Origin of the sequence: Curtobacterium sp. MCJR17_020 (assembly GCF_003234365.2) — a bacterium.
Classification (GTDB): domain Bacteria; phylum Actinomycetota; class Actinomycetes; order Actinomycetales; family Microbacteriaceae; genus Curtobacterium.
Window position 1 is genome coordinate 1,014,767 of the sequence record NZ_CP126260.1, and the last position, 19,480, is coordinate 1,034,246.

At 70.8% G+C, this 19,480-nt stretch carries 19 protein-coding genes; 8 read left to right on the forward strand and 11 right to left on the reverse strand.

Features of this window, described 5'->3' with window-relative positions:
• The first annotated feature begins 116 nt into the window (after positions 1 to 116).
• On the forward strand, positions 117 to 1,415 hold the full coding sequence (locus DEJ14_RS04900; protein WP_111085041.1) for a citrate synthase: 1,299 nt from the start codon (positions 117 to 119) through the stop codon (positions 1,413 to 1,415).
• Between the two features lie 78 nt (positions 1,416 to 1,493).
• Here the strand turns inward: DEJ14_RS04900 and dapD are convergent, their stop codons facing one another.
• A complete protein-coding gene (dapD, locus tag DEJ14_RS04905) occupies positions 1,494 to 2,480 on the reverse strand; it encodes a 2,3,4,5-tetrahydropyridine-2,6-dicarboxylate N-succinyltransferase (RefSeq protein WP_111084983.1) in 987 nt (328 codons plus the stop codon).
• Between the two features lie 131 nt (positions 2,481 to 2,611).
• On the opposite strand from dapD, the gene dapE reads away from it, so the two are divergent.
• A complete protein-coding gene (gene dapE / locus DEJ14_RS04910) occupies positions 2,612 to 3,694 on the forward strand; it encodes a succinyl-diaminopimelate desuccinylase (protein ID WP_111084984.1) in 1,083 nt (360 codons plus the stop codon).
• Complete coding sequence (locus DEJ14_RS04915) at positions 3,679 to 4,923, forward strand: hypothetical protein (protein WP_111085042.1); 1,245 nt, start codon at positions 3,679 to 3,681, stop codon at positions 4,921 to 4,923. Before dapE ends, DEJ14_RS04915 begins: the two co-directional genes overlap by 16 nt.
• Here the strand turns inward: DEJ14_RS04915 and DEJ14_RS04920 are convergent.
• A complete protein-coding gene (locus tag DEJ14_RS04920) occupies positions 4,902 to 6,128 on the reverse strand; it encodes an AI-2E family transporter (protein ID WP_258373232.1) in 1,227 nt (408 codons plus the stop codon). The two genes, DEJ14_RS04915 and DEJ14_RS04920, sit on opposite strands and share 22 nt — an antisense overlap.
• A gap of 127 nt (positions 6,129 to 6,255) precedes the next feature.
• Between DEJ14_RS04920 and DEJ14_RS04925 the strand changes: the two genes are divergently transcribed.
• On the forward strand, positions 6,256 to 6,426 hold the full coding sequence (locus tag DEJ14_RS04925; protein ID WP_017887054.1) for a DUF3117 domain-containing protein: 171 nt from the start codon (positions 6,256 to 6,258) through the stop codon (positions 6,424 to 6,426).
• Positions 6,427 to 6,503: 77 nt separating this feature from the next.
• Entirely contained in the window at positions 6,504 to 7,232 is a 729-nt protein-coding gene (locus DEJ14_RS04930; RefSeq protein WP_111084985.1) for an AAA family ATPase, read from the forward strand.
• Between the two features lie 27 nt (positions 7,233 to 7,259).
• Here the strand turns inward: DEJ14_RS04930 and DEJ14_RS04935 are convergent, their stop codons facing one another.
• Positions 7,260 to 7,892, reverse strand: coding sequence for an O-methyltransferase (locus DEJ14_RS04935; protein ID WP_111084986.1), 633 nt, complete (start codon positions 7,890 to 7,892; stop codon positions 7,260 to 7,262).
• A gap of 64 nt (positions 7,893 to 7,956) precedes the next feature.
• On the opposite strand from DEJ14_RS04935, the gene DEJ14_RS04940 reads away from it, so the two are divergent.
• A complete protein-coding gene (locus DEJ14_RS04940; protein WP_111084987.1) occupies positions 7,957 to 8,331 on the forward strand; it encodes a twin-arginine translocase TatA/TatE family subunit in 375 nt (124 codons plus the stop codon).
• Positions 8,332 to 8,411: 80 nt separating this feature from the next.
• Here DEJ14_RS04940 and DEJ14_RS04945 read toward each other — a convergent pair whose 3' ends face one another.
• From DEJ14_RS04945 to DEJ14_RS04965, 5 genes are all read right to left on the reverse strand, one after another.
• Positions 8,412 to 9,698 (reverse strand): carbohydrate-binding protein, encoded by a 1,287-nt coding sequence (locus tag DEJ14_RS04945; RefSeq protein WP_220036411.1) that lies wholly within the window; start codon positions 9,696 to 9,698, stop codon positions 8,412 to 8,414.
• 168 nt (positions 9,699 to 9,866) lie between these two features.
• On the reverse strand, positions 9,867 to 10,715 hold the full coding sequence (locus tag DEJ14_RS04950) for a class I SAM-dependent methyltransferase (protein WP_111084989.1): 849 nt from the start codon (positions 10,713 to 10,715) through the stop codon (positions 9,867 to 9,869).
• A 10-nt stretch (positions 10,716 to 10,725) separates the two neighbouring features.
• Positions 10,726 to 11,886 (reverse strand): Mrp/NBP35 family ATP-binding protein, encoded by a 1,161-nt coding sequence (locus DEJ14_RS04955; protein ID WP_111084990.1) that lies wholly within the window; start codon positions 11,884 to 11,886, stop codon positions 10,726 to 10,728.
• Complete coding sequence (locus tag DEJ14_RS04960; RefSeq protein ID WP_111085044.1) at positions 11,879 to 12,379, reverse strand: DUF1003 domain-containing protein; 501 nt, start codon at positions 12,377 to 12,379, stop codon at positions 11,879 to 11,881. The genes DEJ14_RS04955 and DEJ14_RS04960 overlap by 8 nt, the downstream gene beginning before the upstream one ends.
• Before the next feature lie 52 nt (positions 12,380 to 12,431).
• Complete coding sequence (locus DEJ14_RS04965) at positions 12,432 to 13,751, reverse strand: magnesium transporter MgtE N-terminal domain-containing protein (RefSeq protein WP_111084991.1); 1,320 nt, start codon at positions 13,749 to 13,751, stop codon at positions 12,432 to 12,434.
• A gap of 83 nt (positions 13,752 to 13,834) precedes the next feature.
• On the opposite strand from DEJ14_RS04965, the gene DEJ14_RS04970 reads away from it, so the two are divergent.
• Positions 13,835 to 14,743 carry a YflT domain-containing protein gene (locus DEJ14_RS04970; protein ID WP_111084992.1) on the forward strand — a complete coding sequence of 303 codons (909 nt, stop codon included), beginning with the start codon at positions 13,835 to 13,837 and terminating at the stop codon, positions 14,741 to 14,743.
• 70 nt (positions 14,744 to 14,813) lie between these two features.
• On the opposite strand, the gene DEJ14_RS04975 is transcribed toward DEJ14_RS04970, so the two are convergent.
• A complete protein-coding gene (locus DEJ14_RS04975) occupies positions 14,814 to 15,302 on the reverse strand; it encodes a GNAT family N-acetyltransferase (RefSeq protein ID WP_111084993.1) in 489 nt (162 codons plus the stop codon).
• A gap of 9 nt (positions 15,303 to 15,311) precedes the next feature.
• A complete protein-coding gene (locus tag DEJ14_RS04980; protein ID WP_111084994.1) occupies positions 15,312 to 16,796 on the reverse strand; it encodes an aminopeptidase P family protein in 1,485 nt (494 codons plus the stop codon).
• 69 nt (positions 16,797 to 16,865) lie between these two features.
• Between DEJ14_RS04980 and DEJ14_RS04985 the strand changes: the two genes are divergently transcribed.
• Entirely contained in the window at positions 16,866 to 17,738 is an 873-nt protein-coding gene (locus tag DEJ14_RS04985) for a PHP domain-containing protein (RefSeq protein WP_111084995.1), read from the forward strand.
• A gap of 149 nt (positions 17,739 to 17,887) precedes the next feature.
• On the opposite strand, the gene DEJ14_RS04990 is transcribed toward DEJ14_RS04985, so the two are convergent.
• A complete protein-coding gene (locus tag DEJ14_RS04990) occupies positions 17,888 to 19,390 on the reverse strand; it encodes a DEAD/DEAH box helicase (RefSeq protein WP_111084996.1) in 1,503 nt (500 codons plus the stop codon).
• Positions 19,391 to 19,480 lie beyond the last annotated feature (90 nt).

Consider the following 19,480-nt stretch of genomic DNA (forward strand, 5'->3'; position numbering starts at 1 on the left):
AAGTCGTGACCTCCGGGGTGTGCACGAGCGACAGACGCCGCGATTAGGCTGTCACCGTGACTGACACTGCCAACGACGCTCAGAAGACGGCCACACCGCCCACGACGCCCGTGCCCGTGAGTCCCGCCGCCGAACAGACGGGCGAGACCGCGACGCTGACGTACCCGGGTGGCAGCGCGGAGTTCCCGATCCTGCCGAGCGTCGACGGCGCGTCCACCATGGACATCTCGACGTTCAAGAAGCAGACCGGGATGAACACGCTCGACTACGGGTTCGTGAACACCGGGTCGACCAAGAGCGCGATCACCTACATCGACGGCGACGAGGGCATCCTGCGGTACCGCGGGTACCCGATCGACCAGGTCGCGTCGAACTGCACCTTCCTCGAGGTCGCGTGGCTCCTGATCTACGGCGAGCTGCCCGACGAGTCCGAACTCGCCGACTTCGACGCCCGCATCCGTCGGCACACCCTGCTGCACGAGGACCTCCGGCGCCTGTTCGACGCGCTCCCGCACTCCGCGCACCCGATGTCCGTGCTGTCCAGTGCCGTCAGCGCCCTGTCGACGTACTACGAGGACGACATGGACGTCGACGACCCGGAGAAGGTCGAGCTGCAGACCGTGCGGCTGCTCGCCAAGCTGCCGGTGATCGCCGCCTACGCGCACAAGAAGTCCATCGGGCAGGCGTTCCTGTACCCGGACAACGGACTGTCGTTCGTCGACAACTTCCTGCGCCTGAACTTCGGCACCATGGCCGAGACCTACCAGCCGAACCCGGTGCTGTCGAAGGCCCTCGACCGGCTCCTCATCCTGCACGAGGACCACGAGCAGAACGCCTCCACCGCGACGGTCCGCCTGGTCGGCTCGACGAAGGCGAACATGTTCGCCTCGATCTCTGCCGGCATCAACGCCCTGTACGGGCCGCTGCACGGCGGCGCGAACGAGGCCGTGCTCGAGATGCTGCAGCAGATCAAGGACTCCGGCGAGCCGGTGCAGCGCTTCGTCGAGCGGGTGAAGAACAAGGAGCGCGGCGTGAAGCTCATGGGCTTCGGACACCGCGTCTACAAGAACTACGACCCCCGCGCGAAGCTCGTCAAGGAGTCGGCGGACGAGGTCCTCGAGTCCCTCGGCGTGCAGGACGACCTGCTCGACATCGCGAAGGAGCTCGAGCAGATCGCGCTGAGCGACCAGTACTTCATCGACCGCAAGCTCTACCCGAACGTCGACTTCTACACGGGCATCATCTACAAGGCGATGGGCTTCCCGCCGCGTATGTTCACGGTGCTGTTCGCGATCGGCCGCCTGCCCGGCTGGATCGCGCAGTGGCGCGAGCTGAACAACGACCCGCTCAACAAGATCGGTCGCCCGCAGCAGCTCTACGTGGGTGCGTCGAAGCGGGATCTCCCCGCGCGCTGACGCACGCTCCACTCTGCGAGAGCGACAGGACCCCGCGAACGGTTCGCGGGGTCCTGTCGCTCTCGCGGTGGAGTCGGCCTACGCGTGGAGCGCGGTGTTGAGCTGGATGCCCTCGCCCTTGCGCTGCAGGGCCTCGACCGCGCCGGACAGGCTGTTGCGCCGGAACAGGACGTTCGGGGTGCCGGACAGCTCGGCCGCCTTGACGGTCTTCGGCGTGCCGTCCGGGTTCGGCGCAGCGCCGACCAGGACGACCTTCGTGCCGGCCGTGACGTACAGGCCGGCCTCGATGACGGAGTCGTCGCCGAGGGAGACGCCGAGACCTGCGTTCGCACCGAGCAGCGCGCGCTCGCCCAGGGAGACCCGGTGCGTGCCGCCGCCGGAGAGCGTGCCCATGATGGACGCGCCACCGCCGATGTCGGTGCCGTTGCCGACGACGACGCCCTGCGAGACGCGGCCCTCGATCATTGCGTCGCCGAGGGTGCCGGCGTTGAAGTTCACGAAGCCCTCGTGCATGACGGTCGTGCCCGGCGCCAGGTGCGCACCGAGACGGACGCGGTTGGCGTCACCGATGCGGACGCGGTCCGGCACGACGTAGTCGACCAGACGGGGGAACTTGTCGATGGCGTGCACGGCGATGCCCGCGCGCTGCAGCGACGGGCGCAGGCGGGTCAGGGACTCCGGGTGGACCGGCCCCGCGTTCGTCCACGCGACGATCGGCAGGTACCCGAAGACACCGTCGAGGTTGATGGTGTTCGGACGCACGTGCAGGTGGCTCAGCAGGTGCAGGCGCAGGTACGCGTCCTCGGTGCTGGTCGGGGCGGCGTCGATGGTGACCTCGGTGGTGACGGCCTCGATCCGGACCTCGCGGCGGGGGTCGTCACCCACGTGCGCCTGCAGTTCGGCGGGGAACACCGCGTCGGTGGGCAACGGGCCGAGGTGGGTCTCCGGGTACCAGGTGTCGAGCGTCGTGCCGTCGGCGGCGATCGTCGCGAGGCCGTGGCCCCAGGCGTGCGTCGGGCGATCGGCGGTGGCGGTCGGGTCGGTGGCAGCGGTCGTGTCGGTCACTGCACCAGGGTACCGACGCACTGGACGGGAGCACCGGACCGACCGGACGGACGCTGCGGAACCGCACCGTGCCTCCCGGCCGCCGTGCCGTGGGCCAGCGCGACGGGGGCGACGGCAGATAAGGTGACCGCATGCCGGAGCAGCTCGACCTCACCGCCTCGTCCATCGACATCACCCGTGCCATCTGCGACATCGAATCGGTGTCGGGGAACGAGCAGGCCCTCGCCGACGCGATCGAGGCGGTGCTCGCACCGCTGCCGCACCTCGAGGTGATCCGCGACGGCGACGCGATCGTCGCCCGCACGAACCTCGGCCGCGACCGCCGTGTCGTGATCGCCGGGCACATCGACACCGTGCCGCTCAACGACAACCTGCCGACCGAGTTCCGCACCACCGAGGACGGCACCGAGATCCTGTGGGGTCGCGGCACCGTCGACATGAAGGCGGGCTGTGCAGTGCAGCTCAAGCTCGCGTACGACCTGGTCGAACCCTCGGTCGACGTCACGTGGGTCTGGTACGACCACGAAGAGGTCAGCGACCTGCTGAACGGCCTCGGCCGTCTCGCCCGGACCCGTCCGGAACTGCTGGCCGCCGACTTCGCCATCCTGGGGGAGCCGTCCGGTGCGCAGATCGAGGGTGGCTGCAACGGCAACCTCCGCGCCGAGATCCGCACGTTCGGCAAGCGCTCGCACAGCGCCCGCAGCTGGATCGGCGACAACGCGATCCACAAGACGGCACCGATCCTCGCCACGCTGGCCGCCTACGAGCCCCGCACGGTCACGGTCGACGGGCTCGAGTACCGCGAGGGCCTCAACGCCGTCGGGATCAGCGGCGGCATCGCGGGCAACATCATCCCGGACGAGGCGATGGTGCACGTGAACTACCGCTTCGCGCCGTCGCGTTCGGCAGACGAGGCCGTGGCCCACATCCGCGAGCTCTTCGACGGCTACGACGTGACCATCGTCGACCTCGCCGCCGGTGCCCGCCCCGGCCTCGACGCCCCGCTCGCGCAGGACTTCGTGTCGGCGGTCGGCGGCCCGGAGCCCCGCCCGAAGTACGGCTGGACCGACGTCGCCCGCTTCTCAGCGCTCGGGGTGCCCGCGGTCAACTACGGCCCCGGTGAACCCGTCTTCGCCCACCACGACGACGAGCAGGTCCCGGTCGCGCAGATCACCGCGGTCGAGGCCGGCCTCCGTCGGTGGCTGACGGCCTGACGACGGCCGGGGCCACCCGGCCGACCCCTGCACGCACCCGTTGGCGCGCCCGCTACCGGGTGGTGCCGTGGTGGGTCCGCATCACGGTCGTCTACGTGCTCGCCCGGTTCGTCACCGGACTGATGATGCAGGCCTTCGCGAGCGTGCAGGCGGCGAACTCGTTCACCGTCCAGCACCCGGCGTACCTGTCGTTCGCGTCCATCTGGGACGGCGCGTGGTACCGCGTGATCGCGACCGGCGGCTACCCGTCGACCCTGCCCGTGGACGCGGCAGGGCACGTGACCGAGAACGCGTGGGCGTTCATGCCCGCGTACCCGTTCCTGGTGCGCGGCCTGATGCTGCTCACCGGGGCGTCGTTCGAGTTCGTCGCGGTGGCGGTCTCGCTGCTCGCCGGACTCGGCGCTGCGCTCGTGTTCCGTCGCCTGATGGGGCGCTTCCTCGACCCGGCGCGGGCGACCTTCGCCACCGTGCTGTTCTGCGTCGCGCCCGTGTCGGCGATGTTCCAGGTGGCGTACGCCGAGTCCATGGGCCTGTTCCTGCTGCTCGTCGCGCTGCTGCTCATGGTCGACCGGCGGTGGTGGACGATGCTGCCCGTCGTGCTGCTGCTCGGCATGACCCGGCCGACCGGACTCGCGTTCGCGCTGCTCGTCGTGCTGTTCGTCGGCGCGTGGGCGATCCGGCCCGCGTGGGTGCGGTCGTCGGAGCCGCTCACCCTGCGCCGCCTCGTGCCGCCCGCCGTGGTCGCGCTCGTGTCCGGACTGGTCGGCCTGGCGTGGCCGGCGATCGCCTGGGCGGTCACCGGGGTGCCCAAGGCCTACACCGACACCGAGCTCGCCTGGCGGTCGTCGTACGTCGGGTGGCAGGAGCTCGTGCCGTTCGCGCCGTGGATCCAGGGCTTCGGGTGGTGGTTCCACCAGCCGGCCGGCGGGATCCTGCTGGCCGTCGTGGTCGTCGGCTTCGCGGCGTTCGTCTGCATGCCCGCGGCACGACGGATCGGGATCGAGCTGCGGCTCTGGGGCATCGCCTACGTCGTGTACCTGCTCGCCGTGTTCTTCCCGCAGTCGAGCACGTGGCGGATCCTGGTGCCGATCGCGCCGCTGCTCGGCATCGTGGCGCTGCCGCGGTCGCGCGTGTACCGGGTGGCCGTCGTGGTGGCGTTCGTCGGACTGCAGTGGGTCTGGCTGTACTCCTGCTGGTGGATCGACGGCTACGACTGGACCCCGCCGTGATCGGCACGGCGCTCACGGGCCTGCGCGCGCGCCAGGAGTCGTGCGGCGGGACCGCTCCGCTCGCGCTTCGGCACCGTCGCTGACATCGGCTCCGGGTCACCGGGCCGCCAGTTCGCCGCCGCCACGACCATCGCGTTGACGGTGGCGATGAACGGCACCGCGAAGAACGCACCGACGACCCCCGCGATCGTCGTGCCCGCGGTCACCCCGAGGACGACCCCGAGCGGGTGGACCTTGACGGCCGTGCCGGTCAGGAACGGGTGCAGGACGTGGCTCTCGAGCTGCTGCACGACCACCACGATGCCGAGCATCACGAGCGCCGGCACCCAGCCGTTGAAGACCAGGGCGATGAGCACCGCGACCGCACCGGCGACGATCGCCCCGACGACGGGGACGAACGCACCGAAGAACACGATGACGCCGATCGGGATCGCCAGCGGGATCTGCAGGGCGAGCGCGCCGATCGTCACGCCGAGGGCATCGGTGACGGCGACCACCAGCTGGACGCGGATGAAGCTCGTCAGCGTCTTCCAGCCCGCGTGCCCGGCGACGTCGATGCGAGCACGAGCCCGGCGCGGGAAGAGCCGGACGACCCACCCCCAGATGCGCGGGCCGTCGATGAGCACGAACAGCGTCGTGAACACGATGATGAACAGCCCCTCGAGCACGTGCACGGCGCCGGTGCCGGCGGCCTGGAAGCCCGACAAGATCGTCGAGGCGTGCGCCTGCAGGTAGTCGAAGCCGTTCGACACCCAGGAGTCGACGTCCTTCGCCGTGATCCCGAACGGCTCGCCGTCGAGCAGGGTCCGCAGGGACTGCACGCTGTGGTGGAGCCGGCGTTCGAGCGACGGCAGGTCGGACCGCACCTGCTCGGTGACGAGCAGCGCCAGTCCGCCGAGCGCCAGCACCAGCGCCACCAGGCTCGACAACACCGCCGTCCACTTCGGCCACCGGTGCCGCTGCAGGAACGACGACATCGGCATGAGCAGTGCGCAGACGAGCAGCGCGATGAGGAACGGCACCACGATGTCCTGCAGCAGCACGACCAGCGCCACCAGGACGGCGAGGCCGGCACCCACGACGAGGATGCGCCAGGTGAACGCCGCGCCGATCCGAAGACCGGCAGGCACCGCGTCGTCGGAGCCGCCGGTCGGCTCGGGTCGTCCGCTGGGGGACTGACGGCGCATGGAGCGGATGTTCGGCATCCGCCAAGGTTACGAACGGAACCCGCGAAGAACCGCCGATCCGACACCCCCAACCTGGGCGGTTTCGCAGTTGCCCCATCAATACGAGATAATGAGCGGGCATGTACTGCACGAAAGGGGACATCTGATGGCAGCCATGAAGCCGAGGACCGGTGACGGGCCGATGGAGGCTGTTAAGGAGGGTCGACTCATCATCGTGCGGGTTCCGCTCGAAGGAGGAGGCCGCCTGGTCGTCTCGGTCAACGATGCCGAGGCCAAGGAACTCCATGACGCACTCGCTGAGGTCGTCTCGGCCTAGTAGTCGAAAGCACCAGAACGACGGGTCCGGAGCGTGTACGCGCCGGGCCCGTCGTCTGCGTCCGGCAGGATGGCCTCGTGCCGAGGACCCACATGCCGATCCGCCGCGTCGAGGAGTACCGCGACCCGGACCCGATGCCGCGCGACGTCTGGCCGGCGACGCTGCCCCCGGTGCGGCAGCTGCTCGACGAGGGGCTCGACCTCGACCCCGTGACGGTGTTCGTCGGCGACAACGGTGTCGGCAAGTCGACCCTGATCGAGGCCATCGCGCTCCGCTTCGGGATGTCGCCGGAGGGCGGCTCCACCCTGGCGAACCACTCGACGCGCCCGTCCGAGTCGGACCTGTGGGAGCACATCGTCCTCCGCCGTGACTTCGGTGCGCCCCGCGGCGGGTTCTTCCTGCGCGCCGAGACCATGCACGGCTTCTTCACCTACCTCGAGGACCACCCGAACCACTCCCGCCCGGAGCCGGTGTTCCACGAACGCAGTCACGGGGAGGCGTTCCTCGACTTCGTCATCGACCGCGCGCAGTGGCCGGGGCTCTGGATCCTCGACGAACCCGAGTCGGCGCTGTCCTTCTCCGGGTGCCTGACGCTCATCGCGCTGCTGCGATCGATCGTCGACAGCGGGGTCGGACAGGTCGTGCTCTCGACGCACTCGCCGGTGTTGGCGGCGTTCCCGGGCGCGACGATCCACGAGGTCGGCGAGTGGGGGTTCCGGCGCACCGAGTGGGACGAGCTCGACCTGGTGCGCAACCAGCGCTCGTTCCTCGAGTCACCCGAGCGGTACCTCCGGCACCTCGAGTGACCGACGGCGAGGGTGACGCAGCGTGCGCTACGCGGTGACCTTCGTCAGCTGCAGCAGCCCGTCACCAGCCGGCGAGAGCGCACTGCGCACCGCACCCGACGTCGACACCTCGGTGAGCAGCAGCCGGAAGTCCGTGGTCGCCCGGTCGCGCTTGACCGGATCGGCGACGCGTCCGCGCCACAGTGCGTGCGGCACCAGGACGGTCCCGCCGAGGCGCGCGAGCCGCAGCCCGTGCTCGACGTACTCGATGACGTGCTCGGGGTCGGCGTCGACCAGGACGACGTCGTACGACGCCTCGTTCATCCGGGGGAGCACCTGGTTCGCGCGGCCCGGGATGAGCCGGATCCGAGCGGGGGCGGTGCCGGCGCTGATGTAGGCGTCGCGGGCGAACTGCTGGTGGTCGACCTCGACGTCGATCGTGGTCAGGGTCGCGTTCGGCGCGCCGCCGAGCAGGTACAGCCCGGAGACTCCCAGGCCCGTCCCGATCTCGATGATGCTCGTGGCTCGGGAGGCTGCGGCGATCACGCCGATCTGCGCGCCGATCGCGGGCGAGATCGCCTCGACACCGAGCTCCAGGGAGTGCTCACGAGCGCGGGCGATCGCCTCGGACTCCGAGACGATGTCCTCGGCGAACTTCCAGTTCGACTCTTTCTCTGACACGCACACTCCGTTCGGTTGACAACTCTAGGGGTGCATCGGAGCCGTACGGGTTAGGCTCGCTCACGTGAACATCCCGCTCGACAAGATCCTGATCATCGGGATCATTGCCGTGCTCTTGCTCGGGCCGCAGCGCCTGCCGATGTACGCCCAGAAGTTGGCCGAGTTCGTGAAGGCCGTCCGCCGGTTCGCCGACACCGCGAAGGAGCGGATGCGCGACGAGATGGGCCCCGAGTTCGACGACATCGAGTGGCAGAAGCTCGACCCGCGACAGTACGACCCCCGCCGGATCATCCGCGACGCGCTCCTCGACTCCGGCAGCGCCAGCAGTGCCGCCGCGGTCCAGACCGCGCAGGTGACCGCCTCCAAGGTGCGCGCGACCGCTCCCGTCGTGCCGCTGGCCGCGGGAGAAGCGCCACCGTTCGACGCGGAAGCGACCTGACGCCCGTCACGTGACCACGAGACGTACGGGAGGCCCGGTGCCAGCTGGCACCGGGCCTCCCGTCCTCGGAGTGGTGACGACTACTTCAGGTCGGCGAGGAAGCGATCCGTCCAGGCGAGTGCCGGTGCGCTCGGGACGGAGCTGCAGGTGGACGACGCCGTGGTCGAGGCGCAGGGCGTGTCCCGGTCGAGCGACCAGTAGTGGATCCCGGCGAGGCCGTTGGCCTTCGCGTAGGCGGACAGGGTGTCGACGTCGGCGAGGGTGAAGACCTCGTCGGTGGTGTCGTTGACGCCGATCATCGGGGTGACCTCGATCTTCGACGACGCGATGCCGTACGTGTGCTGCAGGTTGGTGACGGCCTGGATCGAGGACTTGCCCATCTGGCAGGTGGAGCCGGAGAGCACGCAGTTCGCGGCGGTTGCGCGGCCGAAGTCCATCGTCATGAGGTTGATCGTGTAGTTCGTCAGGGTCGACGCCTTGATCGCCTTCACGGTGGCGTCGCCGGTGCTGTTCAGCCCGCCGTACGAGCCGTCGCTCGCGGCCAGGGTCGCGAGCGTGAACGAGAAACGCATGCCGGGGTACTTCGCCTGGGCGAGGGCTGCGGCGCTCACCAGGTTCTGCACGTCGGCGGCGGACTGACCGCTCTCGATGTCGAAGTCGACGCCGATCATGTGCGGGGTCGCGTACCGGGCGATGAACGACTGCAGTGCGGCGCCCGAGCACTTGAACGAACCGGCGGCTCCACCGGTGCTGACGATGTAGTTCACCCCGGCGGCGTCGAGCTTCGGGATGTTGGCGTTCGCGAAGGCATCCGCCGCGACGCCACCCCAGTTCTCGCTGCCGCACGTGCCGGTCGCGAAGGCGAGGGTGATCGCCTTGAGGCCGGGCTCGCGGGTCGACACCAGGCTGTTGCTCGAGCCGACCACCGGGATCCGCGTCCCGGTGACCGCGGTGTTCATGACGTTCGTGTTCCAGTCGAGGTTCACGGTGATGTCCTTGTACGGGCTGAACACCAGGCCGCTGGCCGTGCCGCCGCTCCCGCCCGTGCCCGGGGTCGTCGTTCCCCCACCGGGAGGAGTGGTGCCGCTGCCCGTGCCGGAGCAGGCGCCGGTCGAGGTCCACGGCTGGCCGCTGCCCGTCGCCCCGGCGTGCGTCGCGGGGTCGTCGCCCTGCGTCCACCAGTTCGCGGTGTAGTTCGATCCGTTCTCGCTGACGGTGGCACCGCCGGAGTACGCGGTGCCGGCGGTCCACGCGGTCGCGCACGACGGTGTCGCGGCGATGGCCGGTGCTGCGGCGAGTGATCCCCCGGCGATCACTGCGGCGACGGTGGCCACGAGGCCGATCCGTACTCGGGTGTTCTGGTTCACACGGTTCTCCTGTCCTCGGCCGGACGTCGTCGTCCGGCGGGTGGAGCCCAGGCGGTCACATTCCGCAAGGGCATTGTGCAATGCCCTTGCATAATGCTCCGGGGTGGAACGACCTGTCCATGAACGAACGTACAGGTGTGCGCCGAGCGGACGGCAGGACGCCCGTCGTCAGTCGCGGGTGGCGACGATCGTGTAGGTCAGGGGAACCCGGTCGCGATCGGCGTCGGGCCACGCCCACGAGCCGTCGCCGGTGTCCTCCATGCGGGGACTGAAGCGCCAGGGCAGCGTGCGCCCCTCGTCCAGGCGGCGGAGTCGGAGTCCGGCGCCGAGCAGGGCGTTCACGATCTCGGACAGCGGATGCGGCCACTCGAACGTGCGGGTGTTCGCCACGGTGCCGTCGCCGGCGTAGGTGCCGGCGTCGTCCCACTGCTGCGCGGTGCCGTCCGGGAAGTACCGGTACCGGGTGACGAGCTCGTCGGCGGTCTCGTCGAGGGCGTAGAGCGCGGGGTGACCGTCGCGGATGAAGAACACCCCGCCCGGGCGCAGCAAGCCGGCGACCTGCGCTGCCCAGCGGTCCAGGTCGGGGAGCCAGCAGATCGTGCCGATGCTCGTGTAGACGAGGTCGAAGTCGCCGGGGACGGCAGCGCGGGCGTCGAGCACGTCGGTCTCCACCCAGGTGACGTCGAGTCCGAGCCGCGTCGCGAGGCCGGCGGCAGAGGCGAGCGCCGCGGGGGAGAAGTCGACGCCGATCAGCCGGGCGCCCTCACGGGCGAGCGACACGGTGTCGGTGCCGATGTGGCACTGCAGGTGGCAGACGTCGAGGCCGGCGAGCGAGCCGTTCGGCAGCCACGGCGTCAGTGCCGGCAGATCGTCGCGCACGACGTCGGAGCGGTGCGCCGGGTCGGACAGCTCGTCGATGGCGTAGGCACCCTCGTGGATCGGCACCCGGTCGTCCCAGTTCGCCCGGTTCGTGTCGCGGGCGCGGTCCCAGTCGACGCTGACGTGATCCATGCTCATGCTGACGAGCCTAGGACAGTGACAGGCCCAGCTTCCGTCCGGCCAGTCCGCGCCCCATCGTCGTGATGCCGTCGGCGATCGCGGCGAGTGCGACGGCCGCGGGGTCCTCCGGCGCGCCGAGCACGACCGGCAGACCGGTGTCCCCGCCCTCGCGCAGCGGCACGGAGAGCGGCACGCTGCCGAGCACCGGCACGGGGGCGTCCTGCCCGCGGGACAGCCGGGCCGCGGTCTCGGCGCCGCCGCCCTCGCCGAACAGGTGCAGGACCGAGCCGTCGGGCTGCACGAGCCCGGCCATATTCTCGACGACCCCGATCACCCGCTGGCCCGTCTGCCGTGCGACGATCCCGCTGCGCTCGGCGACGTCGGCCGCGGCCGCCTGGGGTGTGGTCACGACCAGGACCTCGGCGTGCGGGAGGAGCTGACCGACCGAGATCGCGACGTCACCGGTGCCGGGCGGCAGGTCGAGCAGGAGCAGGTCCAGGTCGCCGAAGAACACGTCGGTCAGGAACTGGTTCACGGTGCGGTGCAGCATCGGGCCGCGCCAGGACACCGCGGTGGAGGCGTCGTCGACGAACATGCCGATCGACACGACCTTCACGTCGTGGGCGACGGGCGGCAGGATCATGCTGTCCACCCGGGTCGGACGCGGCGCGACGCCGTGCTCGTCGGTCAGACCCATCAGCCCGGGGATGCTGAAGCCGTGCACGTCGACGTCGACGATCCCGACCCGCAAGCCCCGGCGGGCGAGCGCGACGGCGAGGTTGGCGGTGACCGTCGACTTGCCGACACCGCCCTTGCCGCTCGTGACGGCGATCACCCGGGTGAGCGAGTCCGCCGTGAACTGGATGCCGTTCGGCCGGCCGGCCCGCAGGCGTTCGGTCAGCGCGGCACGCGTCGCGGGGGCCATCACCGACACGTCGACGTCGACCGACGACACCCCGTCCACGGAACCGGCGGCGACGCGCACGTCGCGCTCGATGGTGTCGGCGGCGGGGCACCCCACGATCGTGAGCTGCAGGTCGACGCGCACCGCGCCTCCTGGCTGCACGTCGACCCCACGGATCATGTCGAGCTCCGTGACGGGCCGACGGATCTCGGGGTCGATCACGCGGCCGAGCGCAGCGAGGACCGCCGTGCCCAGCTGCTCGTCGGCGGGAGCCGCGTCAGCCACGGGTGGAGCTGCCGGGCTCGTTCGCGTAGCCGGCGTCGTCGGCGTCGCGCCGGTCGAGTTCCTCGAGCAGGGATCGCAACTCGGCACGGATGAAGTCCTTCGACGCCATGTCGCGCATCGCCAGCCGGAGCGCGACGACTTCGCGCGCCAGGTACTCGGTGTCCGCCAGGTTGCGCTCCGCACGCTGCCGGTCCTGCTCGAACTGCACGCGGTCGCGGTCGTCCTGCCGGTTCTGCGCGAGCAGGATGAGCGGGGCGGCGTACGAGGCCTGCAACGACAGCACCAGGGTCAGCGCGGTGAAGCCGATCGCGGCGGAGTCGAACTGCCACGGCTTCGGCGCGAGGGTGTTGTAGCCCATCCAGACCACACAGAACAGGGTGAGGCCGATGAGGAACCACGGCGTGCCCATGCCCCGTGCGATGCCCTCGGTCGCGCGACCGAACGTGTCACCGCGTCCGCCGCGACGGCGGGTCGGGAGCACGCGTGTGCGCATGCCCTTGGGGGAGTCGAGGCGGACGTCGGAGCGCTCGCGATCACGACGGTTCTCATCCGTTCGGGCCACGGGTGGTCCTCCTTCCCGTCGTCACGGGTGTCTTGCGCGGGCGTTGGCGTGGAAGCGGTGAGGGTTCCCCCTCGCCCTGACTTCGCCAGTCGTCCGGCAGGACGTGGTCGAGGACATCGTCGATCGTCACCACCCCGACGAGGCGGTGGGCGTCGTCGACCACGGGGACGGACAGCAGGTTGTAGGTCGCCATCACGCGGGTGACCTCGGCGGCGCTCGCGTCGACCCGGACCGGCTCGGTCTGCTGGTCGATGAGCGTGCCGAGCCGTTCGTTCGGCGGGTAGCGGAGCATGCGCTGGAAGTGCACCAGCCCGAGGAACCGACCGGTCGGCGGCTCGTACGGCGGCAGCGTGACGCACACCGCGGCGCCGAGCACCGGGGCGAGGTCGTGTCGGCGGACGAGTGCGAGCCCCTCGGCGACGGTCGCGTCGGCGGAGACGATGACGGGCTCGGTGGTCATCAGACCACCGGCGGTGTCCGGCTCGTACTCCAGGAGCATGCGGACGTCCTGCGCCTCCTCCGGCTCCATGAGCTGCAGGAGCGCCTCGCTCCGTTCGTCGGAGAACTGCGCGAGCACGTCGGCGGCGTCGTCGGGCTGCATCTGGTCGAGCACGTCGGCCGCGCGGGAGTCCTCGAGCCGCGACAGGATCTCGACGCGCTCCTGGTCGGGCATCTCCTCGAGCACGTCGGCAAGTCGGTCGTCGGGGAGCTCCTCGGCGACCTCGAACCGGCGTTCCTCCGGCAGGTCGAGCAGCGTGCTCGCCAGGTCGGCGGGCACCAGGTCGGAGTAGGCCGCGATGACGTGCTCGGCGGACTGGGCCTCGCCGGGGAGCTCGTCCTCGGTGACCTCGTTCCACGTCGCGAACGTCGTCGGCCCCTTGCCGAACGGCGACGGAGTGGTCTTCGGCTTGCGGAGGAAGAGCTGCGCGACCTCCCAGTCGCCCTGCCCGCGGTCCTCGATCGCGACGTCCTCGATCGTGGCGCGGATCCGCTGGTTCTTGATGAGCACCTTGCGACCGAGCATCTCGGCGATCACCCGGACCTCGCCGCCGCGCTGCTCGAAGCGGCGCATGTTGACGAGCCCGGTGGTGATGACCTGGCCGGCACCGATCGAGGTGATGCGGCCGACGCTGACGAAGATGCGGCGCTTGCCCGGCACCTCGACGATCAACCCCACGACGTGCGGGGGATCGGCCCGGCGGTAGACCACCAGGACGTCCCGGACCTTGCCCACGCGGTCGCCCGCGGGGTCGAAGACGGAGCACCCGGCGAGGCGGGCGACGAAGACCTTCGTGGCGCTCACCCGACCCAGCGTAGTCGGTTGCGTGCTGGCGCTTCCCCGGCGGTGCACGTGCGATTGCAAGGTGCGCGGTGAATGATGGCTGTGTGAGCAATCAGAGTCCCTTCGCCGGCAGGACCGCCCAGGCCTTCCCGACGCTGCCCAAGGGCGACGTCCTCGGCACGTACGACAGCTACCCCGATGCGCAGCGTGTCGTGGCGAAGCTCGCCGACGCCGACTTCCCGGTCAACCAGCTCTCGATCGTGGGCAACGACCTGAAGACCGTCGAGCGCGTCACCGGCAAGATGACCTACGGCCGTGCGGCGATCGCCGGGGCCCTGTCCGGGCTCTGGCTCGGCATCTTCTTCGGCATCGTGCTCACCCTGTTCTCGCCGAGCGCCGGCGGCCTGATCCTCGCCGCCGCGATCATCGGCGCCGCGTTCGGCATGCTCTACGGCATCGTCTCGTTCGCGATCACCAAGCGGCAGCGCGACTTCACGAGCGTCCACCAGGTGCTCGCCACCAACTACCAGATCGTCGTCAACCCACAGCTGACCGGTCAGGCGCAGCGGATCCTCGGCGAGCACGGCGCGACGCCGTCCACGCACTGGAACGAGCAGCCCCAGCAGGGCGCTCCCGGTGCGCCCGTGCAGGGACAGCAGCCGTGGCGTCCCGCCCCGCCGCAGCAGTCGCCGTACGGCGGACACGCCACGCCCCACCAGCAGCCGGGAGGCCCGCAGCAGCCCGGCACGTCGGCCCCCGGCGGGCAGACGGATGCGCCCACGGCCCCGCCGCGGTACGGCACGAACGACGGGCCCCGGTACGGGGAGAACGCGGACCCGGCATCCGCCGCCCCCGCGGACCGACCCACCTCGGGTGGGCCGGCGATCCCCGAGCGTCGTCCGCAGGACCCGCCGCAGTACGGCGAGCGGGTGCCCGGTGCGACGCCGCCGGCACCGTCGTCTTCGTCGTCCCCGTCGTCCCCGTCGTCCCCGAAGGGCGACGACCGCGCCTGACGTGTGCAGGGGCGATGCGCTCGGGCTCGATGTGCTCGGGCTCGATGTGCTCGGTCTCGATGTGCTCGGTCTACAGCACCTTCGAGTAGCAGATCGACAGCGGGGCGCCGACGTACGGACCGAAGTTGGCGATGCGCGTGAAGCCCTCGCGCTCGTAGAACCCGACGGCGCGCTTCTGCTCGTTCCCCGTCTCGAGCACGAGCGCCGGTGACCCGAGGTCGAGCGCGGCCTCTTCGAGCCGGCGCAGCAGCGCGGCCGCCACACCCGAGCCACGGGACTCCGGCCGGACGTACATGCGCTTGATCTCGGTGATGCCGTCGTCGACGACCCGCAGTCCGCCGCACGCCAGCGGAGTGCCGGCCTCGTCGCGCGCCAGGAAGAACACCGCGATGGAGTCGGCCGTCGGCTTGTCGCCGGGTTCGGTGTCGCCGCCGTAGGCACGGTCGATCTCCAGGCGCTGCGCGGCCCGGAGCCGCTGCGCGTCGGGGGAGTCGAAGTGCTCGACCTCGATCGAGAACTGCGGCGTGCGGGAGTCGGTGGAGGCGTCGGGCGTCGTCACCCGCTCAGGCTAGCGGCCGGAGCGGGCGATCCACCCCTCCACTTCCGAGGGGGTCCGGGGGATGCCGATCGACAGGTTCTCGGCCCCGTCCTCGGTGACCAGGATGTCGTCCTCGATCCGGACGCCGATGCCGCGGAACTCCTCGGGCACGGTCAGGTCGTCCTGCTGGAAGTACAGACCGGGCTCGATCGTGAACACCATGCCGGGCTGCACGACGCCGTCGATGTACATCTCGCGACGGGCCTTCGCGCAGTCGTGCACGTCGAGGCCGAGGTGGTGGCTCGTGCCGTGCACCATGTAGCGGCGGTGGAACTGGTTGTCCGGCTCGAGCGACTCTTCTGCCGAGACGGGCAGGAAGCCCCACTCGGCGGTCTTGCGGGCGATGACCTCCATCGCGGTGGCGTGCACCTGGCGGAACGTGATGCCCGGCTTGACGATGGCGAACGCGGCATCCGCTGCCTCGAGCACGGCGTCGTAGACCATGCGCTGCACGGGGGAGAACGTGCCGCTGACCGGCAGCGTGCGGGTGATGTCGGCCGTGTAGAACGAGTCGACCTCGACCCCGGCGTCGATGAGGATCAGGTCGCCCGGCTGCACGGCACCGTCGTTCCGGGTCCAGTGCAGGATGCAGGCGTGGTGGCCCGAGGCGGCGATCGTGTCGTAGCCGACCGTGTTGCCGTCGGCGCGGGCCCGGCGGTTGAAGGTGCCCTCGACGATGCGCTCGCCCCGCTGGTGTGCCAGGACGGCGTCGAAGTCGGCGATCACGTCGTCGAAGCCGTGCTTCGTCGCGTCGACGGCCTTGCGGAGCTCGCCCACCTCGTACGCGTCCTTCACCAGGCGCTGCTCGGACAGGTCACGGGCGAGGACGTCGTCGGTCGCCGGTGCGTCGTCGGTCTCCGGTGCGCCGCCGACGGCGCTGCCGAGTCGTGCGTCGAGGGTGCGGGTCAGGTCGTCGTCGGCCTCGCGCACGAGCAGTGCCGAGGCGTCGAGCCCGTCGGCGACGTCCGAGAAGGCACCGAGGTCGGCCGTGGCCAGCCCGAGGTCGGCGGCGACGGCGTCGAGCGAGGGACGTGGGCCGACCCAGAACTCGCCGATCTCGGGGTTCGCGTAGAACTCTTCCGACTCACGACCGGCCGTGGCGCGGAAGTACAGCGTGGCGTCGTGCCCGGAGCCGTTCGGCGTCATCACGAGGACGGAGCCGACGACGGTGTCGGTGCCCCACCCGGTCAGGTGCGCGAACGTGGAGTGCGGGCGGAACGGGTAGTCGCAGTCGTTCGAGCGGACCTTGGCCTGCCCGGCGGGGACGACGATCGTGCGGCCCGGGTGCAGCTCGGAGATGCGGGCCCGACGCTCGGCGGCGAAGGCGGCCTGCTCGCGGGGCTCGGGGACCGTCTGCTCGCGGTCGGCCCACTGGGACCCGATGAAGTCCTTGAAGGTCGAGGACCCGGGGGTCGTGGAACGGTTGCTCGTCGCGCGGGGAGTCGTGTCGGCCATGCCCCCATCATCGCACCGCGCTGTACCGGCGTCCTGTGCGGCCCCGCACCTGTGGATAGCATTGTCGACGTGCCCGACCCGTTCATCGACCTGCACGCGCACTCGAGTGTCTCCGACGGCACCGAGCGACCCGCGGAGCTCGTCCGAGCGGCCGCGGCCGCCGGCCTGGACGCCGTCGCGCTGACCGACCACGACACGACCGCCGGCTGGGCCGACGCGTCCGGGTCCGCACACGAGCTGCCACTGACGCTCTTGCCGGGTCTCGAGCTCAGCACGCGCATCGGCTTCCGCAGCGTGCACGTCCTCGGCTACCTGGTCGATCCGCACGACCCGGGCCTGGTCGATGAGACCGACCGCATCCGCTCCGGCCGCCTCTCCCGCGCGCACCGCATGGTCGACCGCATCGGCGAGGACCACCCGATCACCTGGGCAGACGTCCTGGCGCAGGCGAGCCCCGGGGCCACCATCGGCCGCCCGCACATCGCCGACGCGCTCGTCGCGCGGGGCCTCGAGTCCGACCGGAGCGCGGCGTTCCGCGGCATCCTGCACCCGGCGTCCGGCTACTACGAACCGCACGAGGCGCCGTCGCCCCTGCGCGGCGTCGAACTCATCCGACAGGCGGGCGGCGTGCCGGTCATCGCGCACCCGGCAGCCTCGTCGCGGGGGATCGTCATCGACGAGCCGATGCTCCGTGACCTCGTCGACGCCGGGCTCGGCGGGCTCGAGGTCGACCACCGCGAGAACCTCGCGCACGGCAAGCGCACCCTGCTCGACTGGGCGTCGCGCTACGGCCTGTTCGTCACCGGTTCGAGCGACTACCACGGCACGGGCAAGCCGAACCGGCTCGGCGAGCACCGGACGGCGCGGGTCGCGTTCGACGCCATCCTGTCCGAGGCCACCGGCAGCGCGCCCGTGGTCGGCCCCGGCTCGCGCCTGTCCTGACCCGAGGGCCGTCACCACCAGCCCGAGACTCGCGTTCAGCGACAGTTCTCGTGTCCGCGGGCGCGAGGAATGTCGCTCAGCCCGAGTCTCGGGGGTGGGGACGACGAAGGGCCCGTCGCGTCAGCGACGGACCCTTCGGTCTGGAGGCGCTACTCGCCGTCCGACGAACCCTGCGGTGCCGAGGCGGTCGCCGAGGCATCGCCGGTGCCGGCTCCGCGACGGCGGCGACGGCGGCGACGCTTCGCGGCGCCGTCGGTGGTCCCGCCCTCGGTGGCCGACGTGTCGTCGGTGGGCGCGGAGGTCGGAGCCGCGGACTCGGTGGCGGGAGCCTGCGAGGCGGGCTGCTCAGACCCTGCTGGCCGAGTGCGGCTGCGCGACCGCGAACGCGACGCGTCACGCGGACCGGAGGCCGGACGGTCGCTGCTGCGCTTCTCGGCGGGGGCGCCGGCCGACGCGGCGTGCGACGAGGCACCGGGCAGACGGCCCTTGGTGCCCTTCGGGATGTCGAGTTCCTCGAACAGGTGCGGCGACGACGAGTAGGTCTCGACGGGCTCGGGGATGCCGAACTCGAGGGCCTTGTCGATCAGCGTCCACTTGTGCAGGTCGTCCCAGTCGACGAACGTGACCGCGATGCCGGTCTTGCCGGCACGGCCGGTGCGGCCGGCGCGGTGCAGGTAGGTGTCCGGGTCGTCCGGGATCGTGTGGTTGATGACGTGCGTGACGTCGTCCACGTCGATGCCGCGGGCGGCGACGTCGGTGGCGATGAGCACGTCGCGCTTGCCGGCCTTGAAGGCGGCCATCGCGCGCTCGCGCTGCTCCTGGTTGAGGTCACCGTGCACCGCTGCGGCGTTGAACCCGCGGTCCTTGAGCTCCTCGACCAGCTTCGCCGCCGCACGCTTGGTGCGGGTGAAGATCACGGTCTTGCCGCGGCCCTCGGCCTGGAGGATGCGGGCGATGACCTCGTCCTTGTCCAGGGAGTGCGCGCGGTAGATGAGGTGCTTGATGTTGGCCTGCATGAGGCCCTCGTCCGGGTCGGTCGCCCGGATGTGCACGGGACGGCTCATGAACCGGCGGGCGAGGGCGACGATCGGCGCGGGCATCGTGGCCGAGAACAGCATCGTGTGCCGCACCTCGGGGATGGCCTGGAAGATGCGCTCGATGTCCGACAGGAAGCCCAGGTCGAGCATGCGGTCGGCCTCGTCGAGGACGACCTCCTGCACGTGGGACAGGTCGAGGAGTCGCTGGCGCTGCAGGTCGATGAGGCGCCCGGGCGTGCCGACGACGATCTGGGCGCCGGCCTTGAGCTGCTCGATCTGGCCCTCGTACGCCTTGCCGCCGTAGATCGCCGCGACGGTGGTCGGGCGGTTCGAGGTGGCGACCTCGAGGTCCTCGGTCACCTGGACCGCGAGTTCGCGGGTCGGGACGACGACGAGGGCCTTGACGCCGGGGGCCGGGTCGGCACCGAGTCGCTGGATGAGGGGGAGGCCGAACCCGAAGGTCTTGCCGGTACCGGTCTTGGCCTGGCCGATGATGTCCTGGCCGGTGAGGGCGAGCGGGATCGTCTGCTGCTGGATCGGGAAGGGCTCGAGGATGCCCTTGCCCGCGAGCGCGTCGACGATGTCCTGCTCGATGGAGAGGTCTGCGAAAGTCAAAGAATCACCTTAGTTCTGGTGGAAGTCCGGGCCAGTCTACCGATGGGCGGGTGGAGCGGGGCGCGAGGCGGTTCCCGCTATGCTCTCCGG

Coding starts and splice junctions, on each gene's coding strand:
- DEJ14_RS04920 (WP_258373232.1), bottom strand. CDS start 6,128: ATGCCGAACATCCGCTCCATGCGCCGTCAGTCCCCCAGCGGACGACCC.
- DEJ14_RS04950 (WP_111084989.1), bottom strand. CDS start 10,715: ATGAGCATGGATCACGTCAGCGTCGACTGGGACCGCGCCCGCGACACG.
- DEJ14_RS04925 (WP_017887054.1), top strand. CDS start 6,256: ATGGCAGCCATGAAGCCGAGGACCGGTGACGGGCCGATGGAGGCTGTT.
- DEJ14_RS04960 (WP_111085044.1), bottom strand. CDS start 12,379: ATGCGCACACGCGTGCTCCCGACCCGCCGTCGCGGCGGACGCGGTGAC.
- DEJ14_RS04980 (WP_111084994.1), bottom strand. CDS start 16,796: ATGGCCGACACGACTCCCCGCGCGACGAGCAACCGTTCCACGACCCCC.
- dapE (WP_111084984.1), top strand. CDS start 2,612: ATGCCGGAGCAGCTCGACCTCACCGCCTCGTCCATCGACATCACCCGT.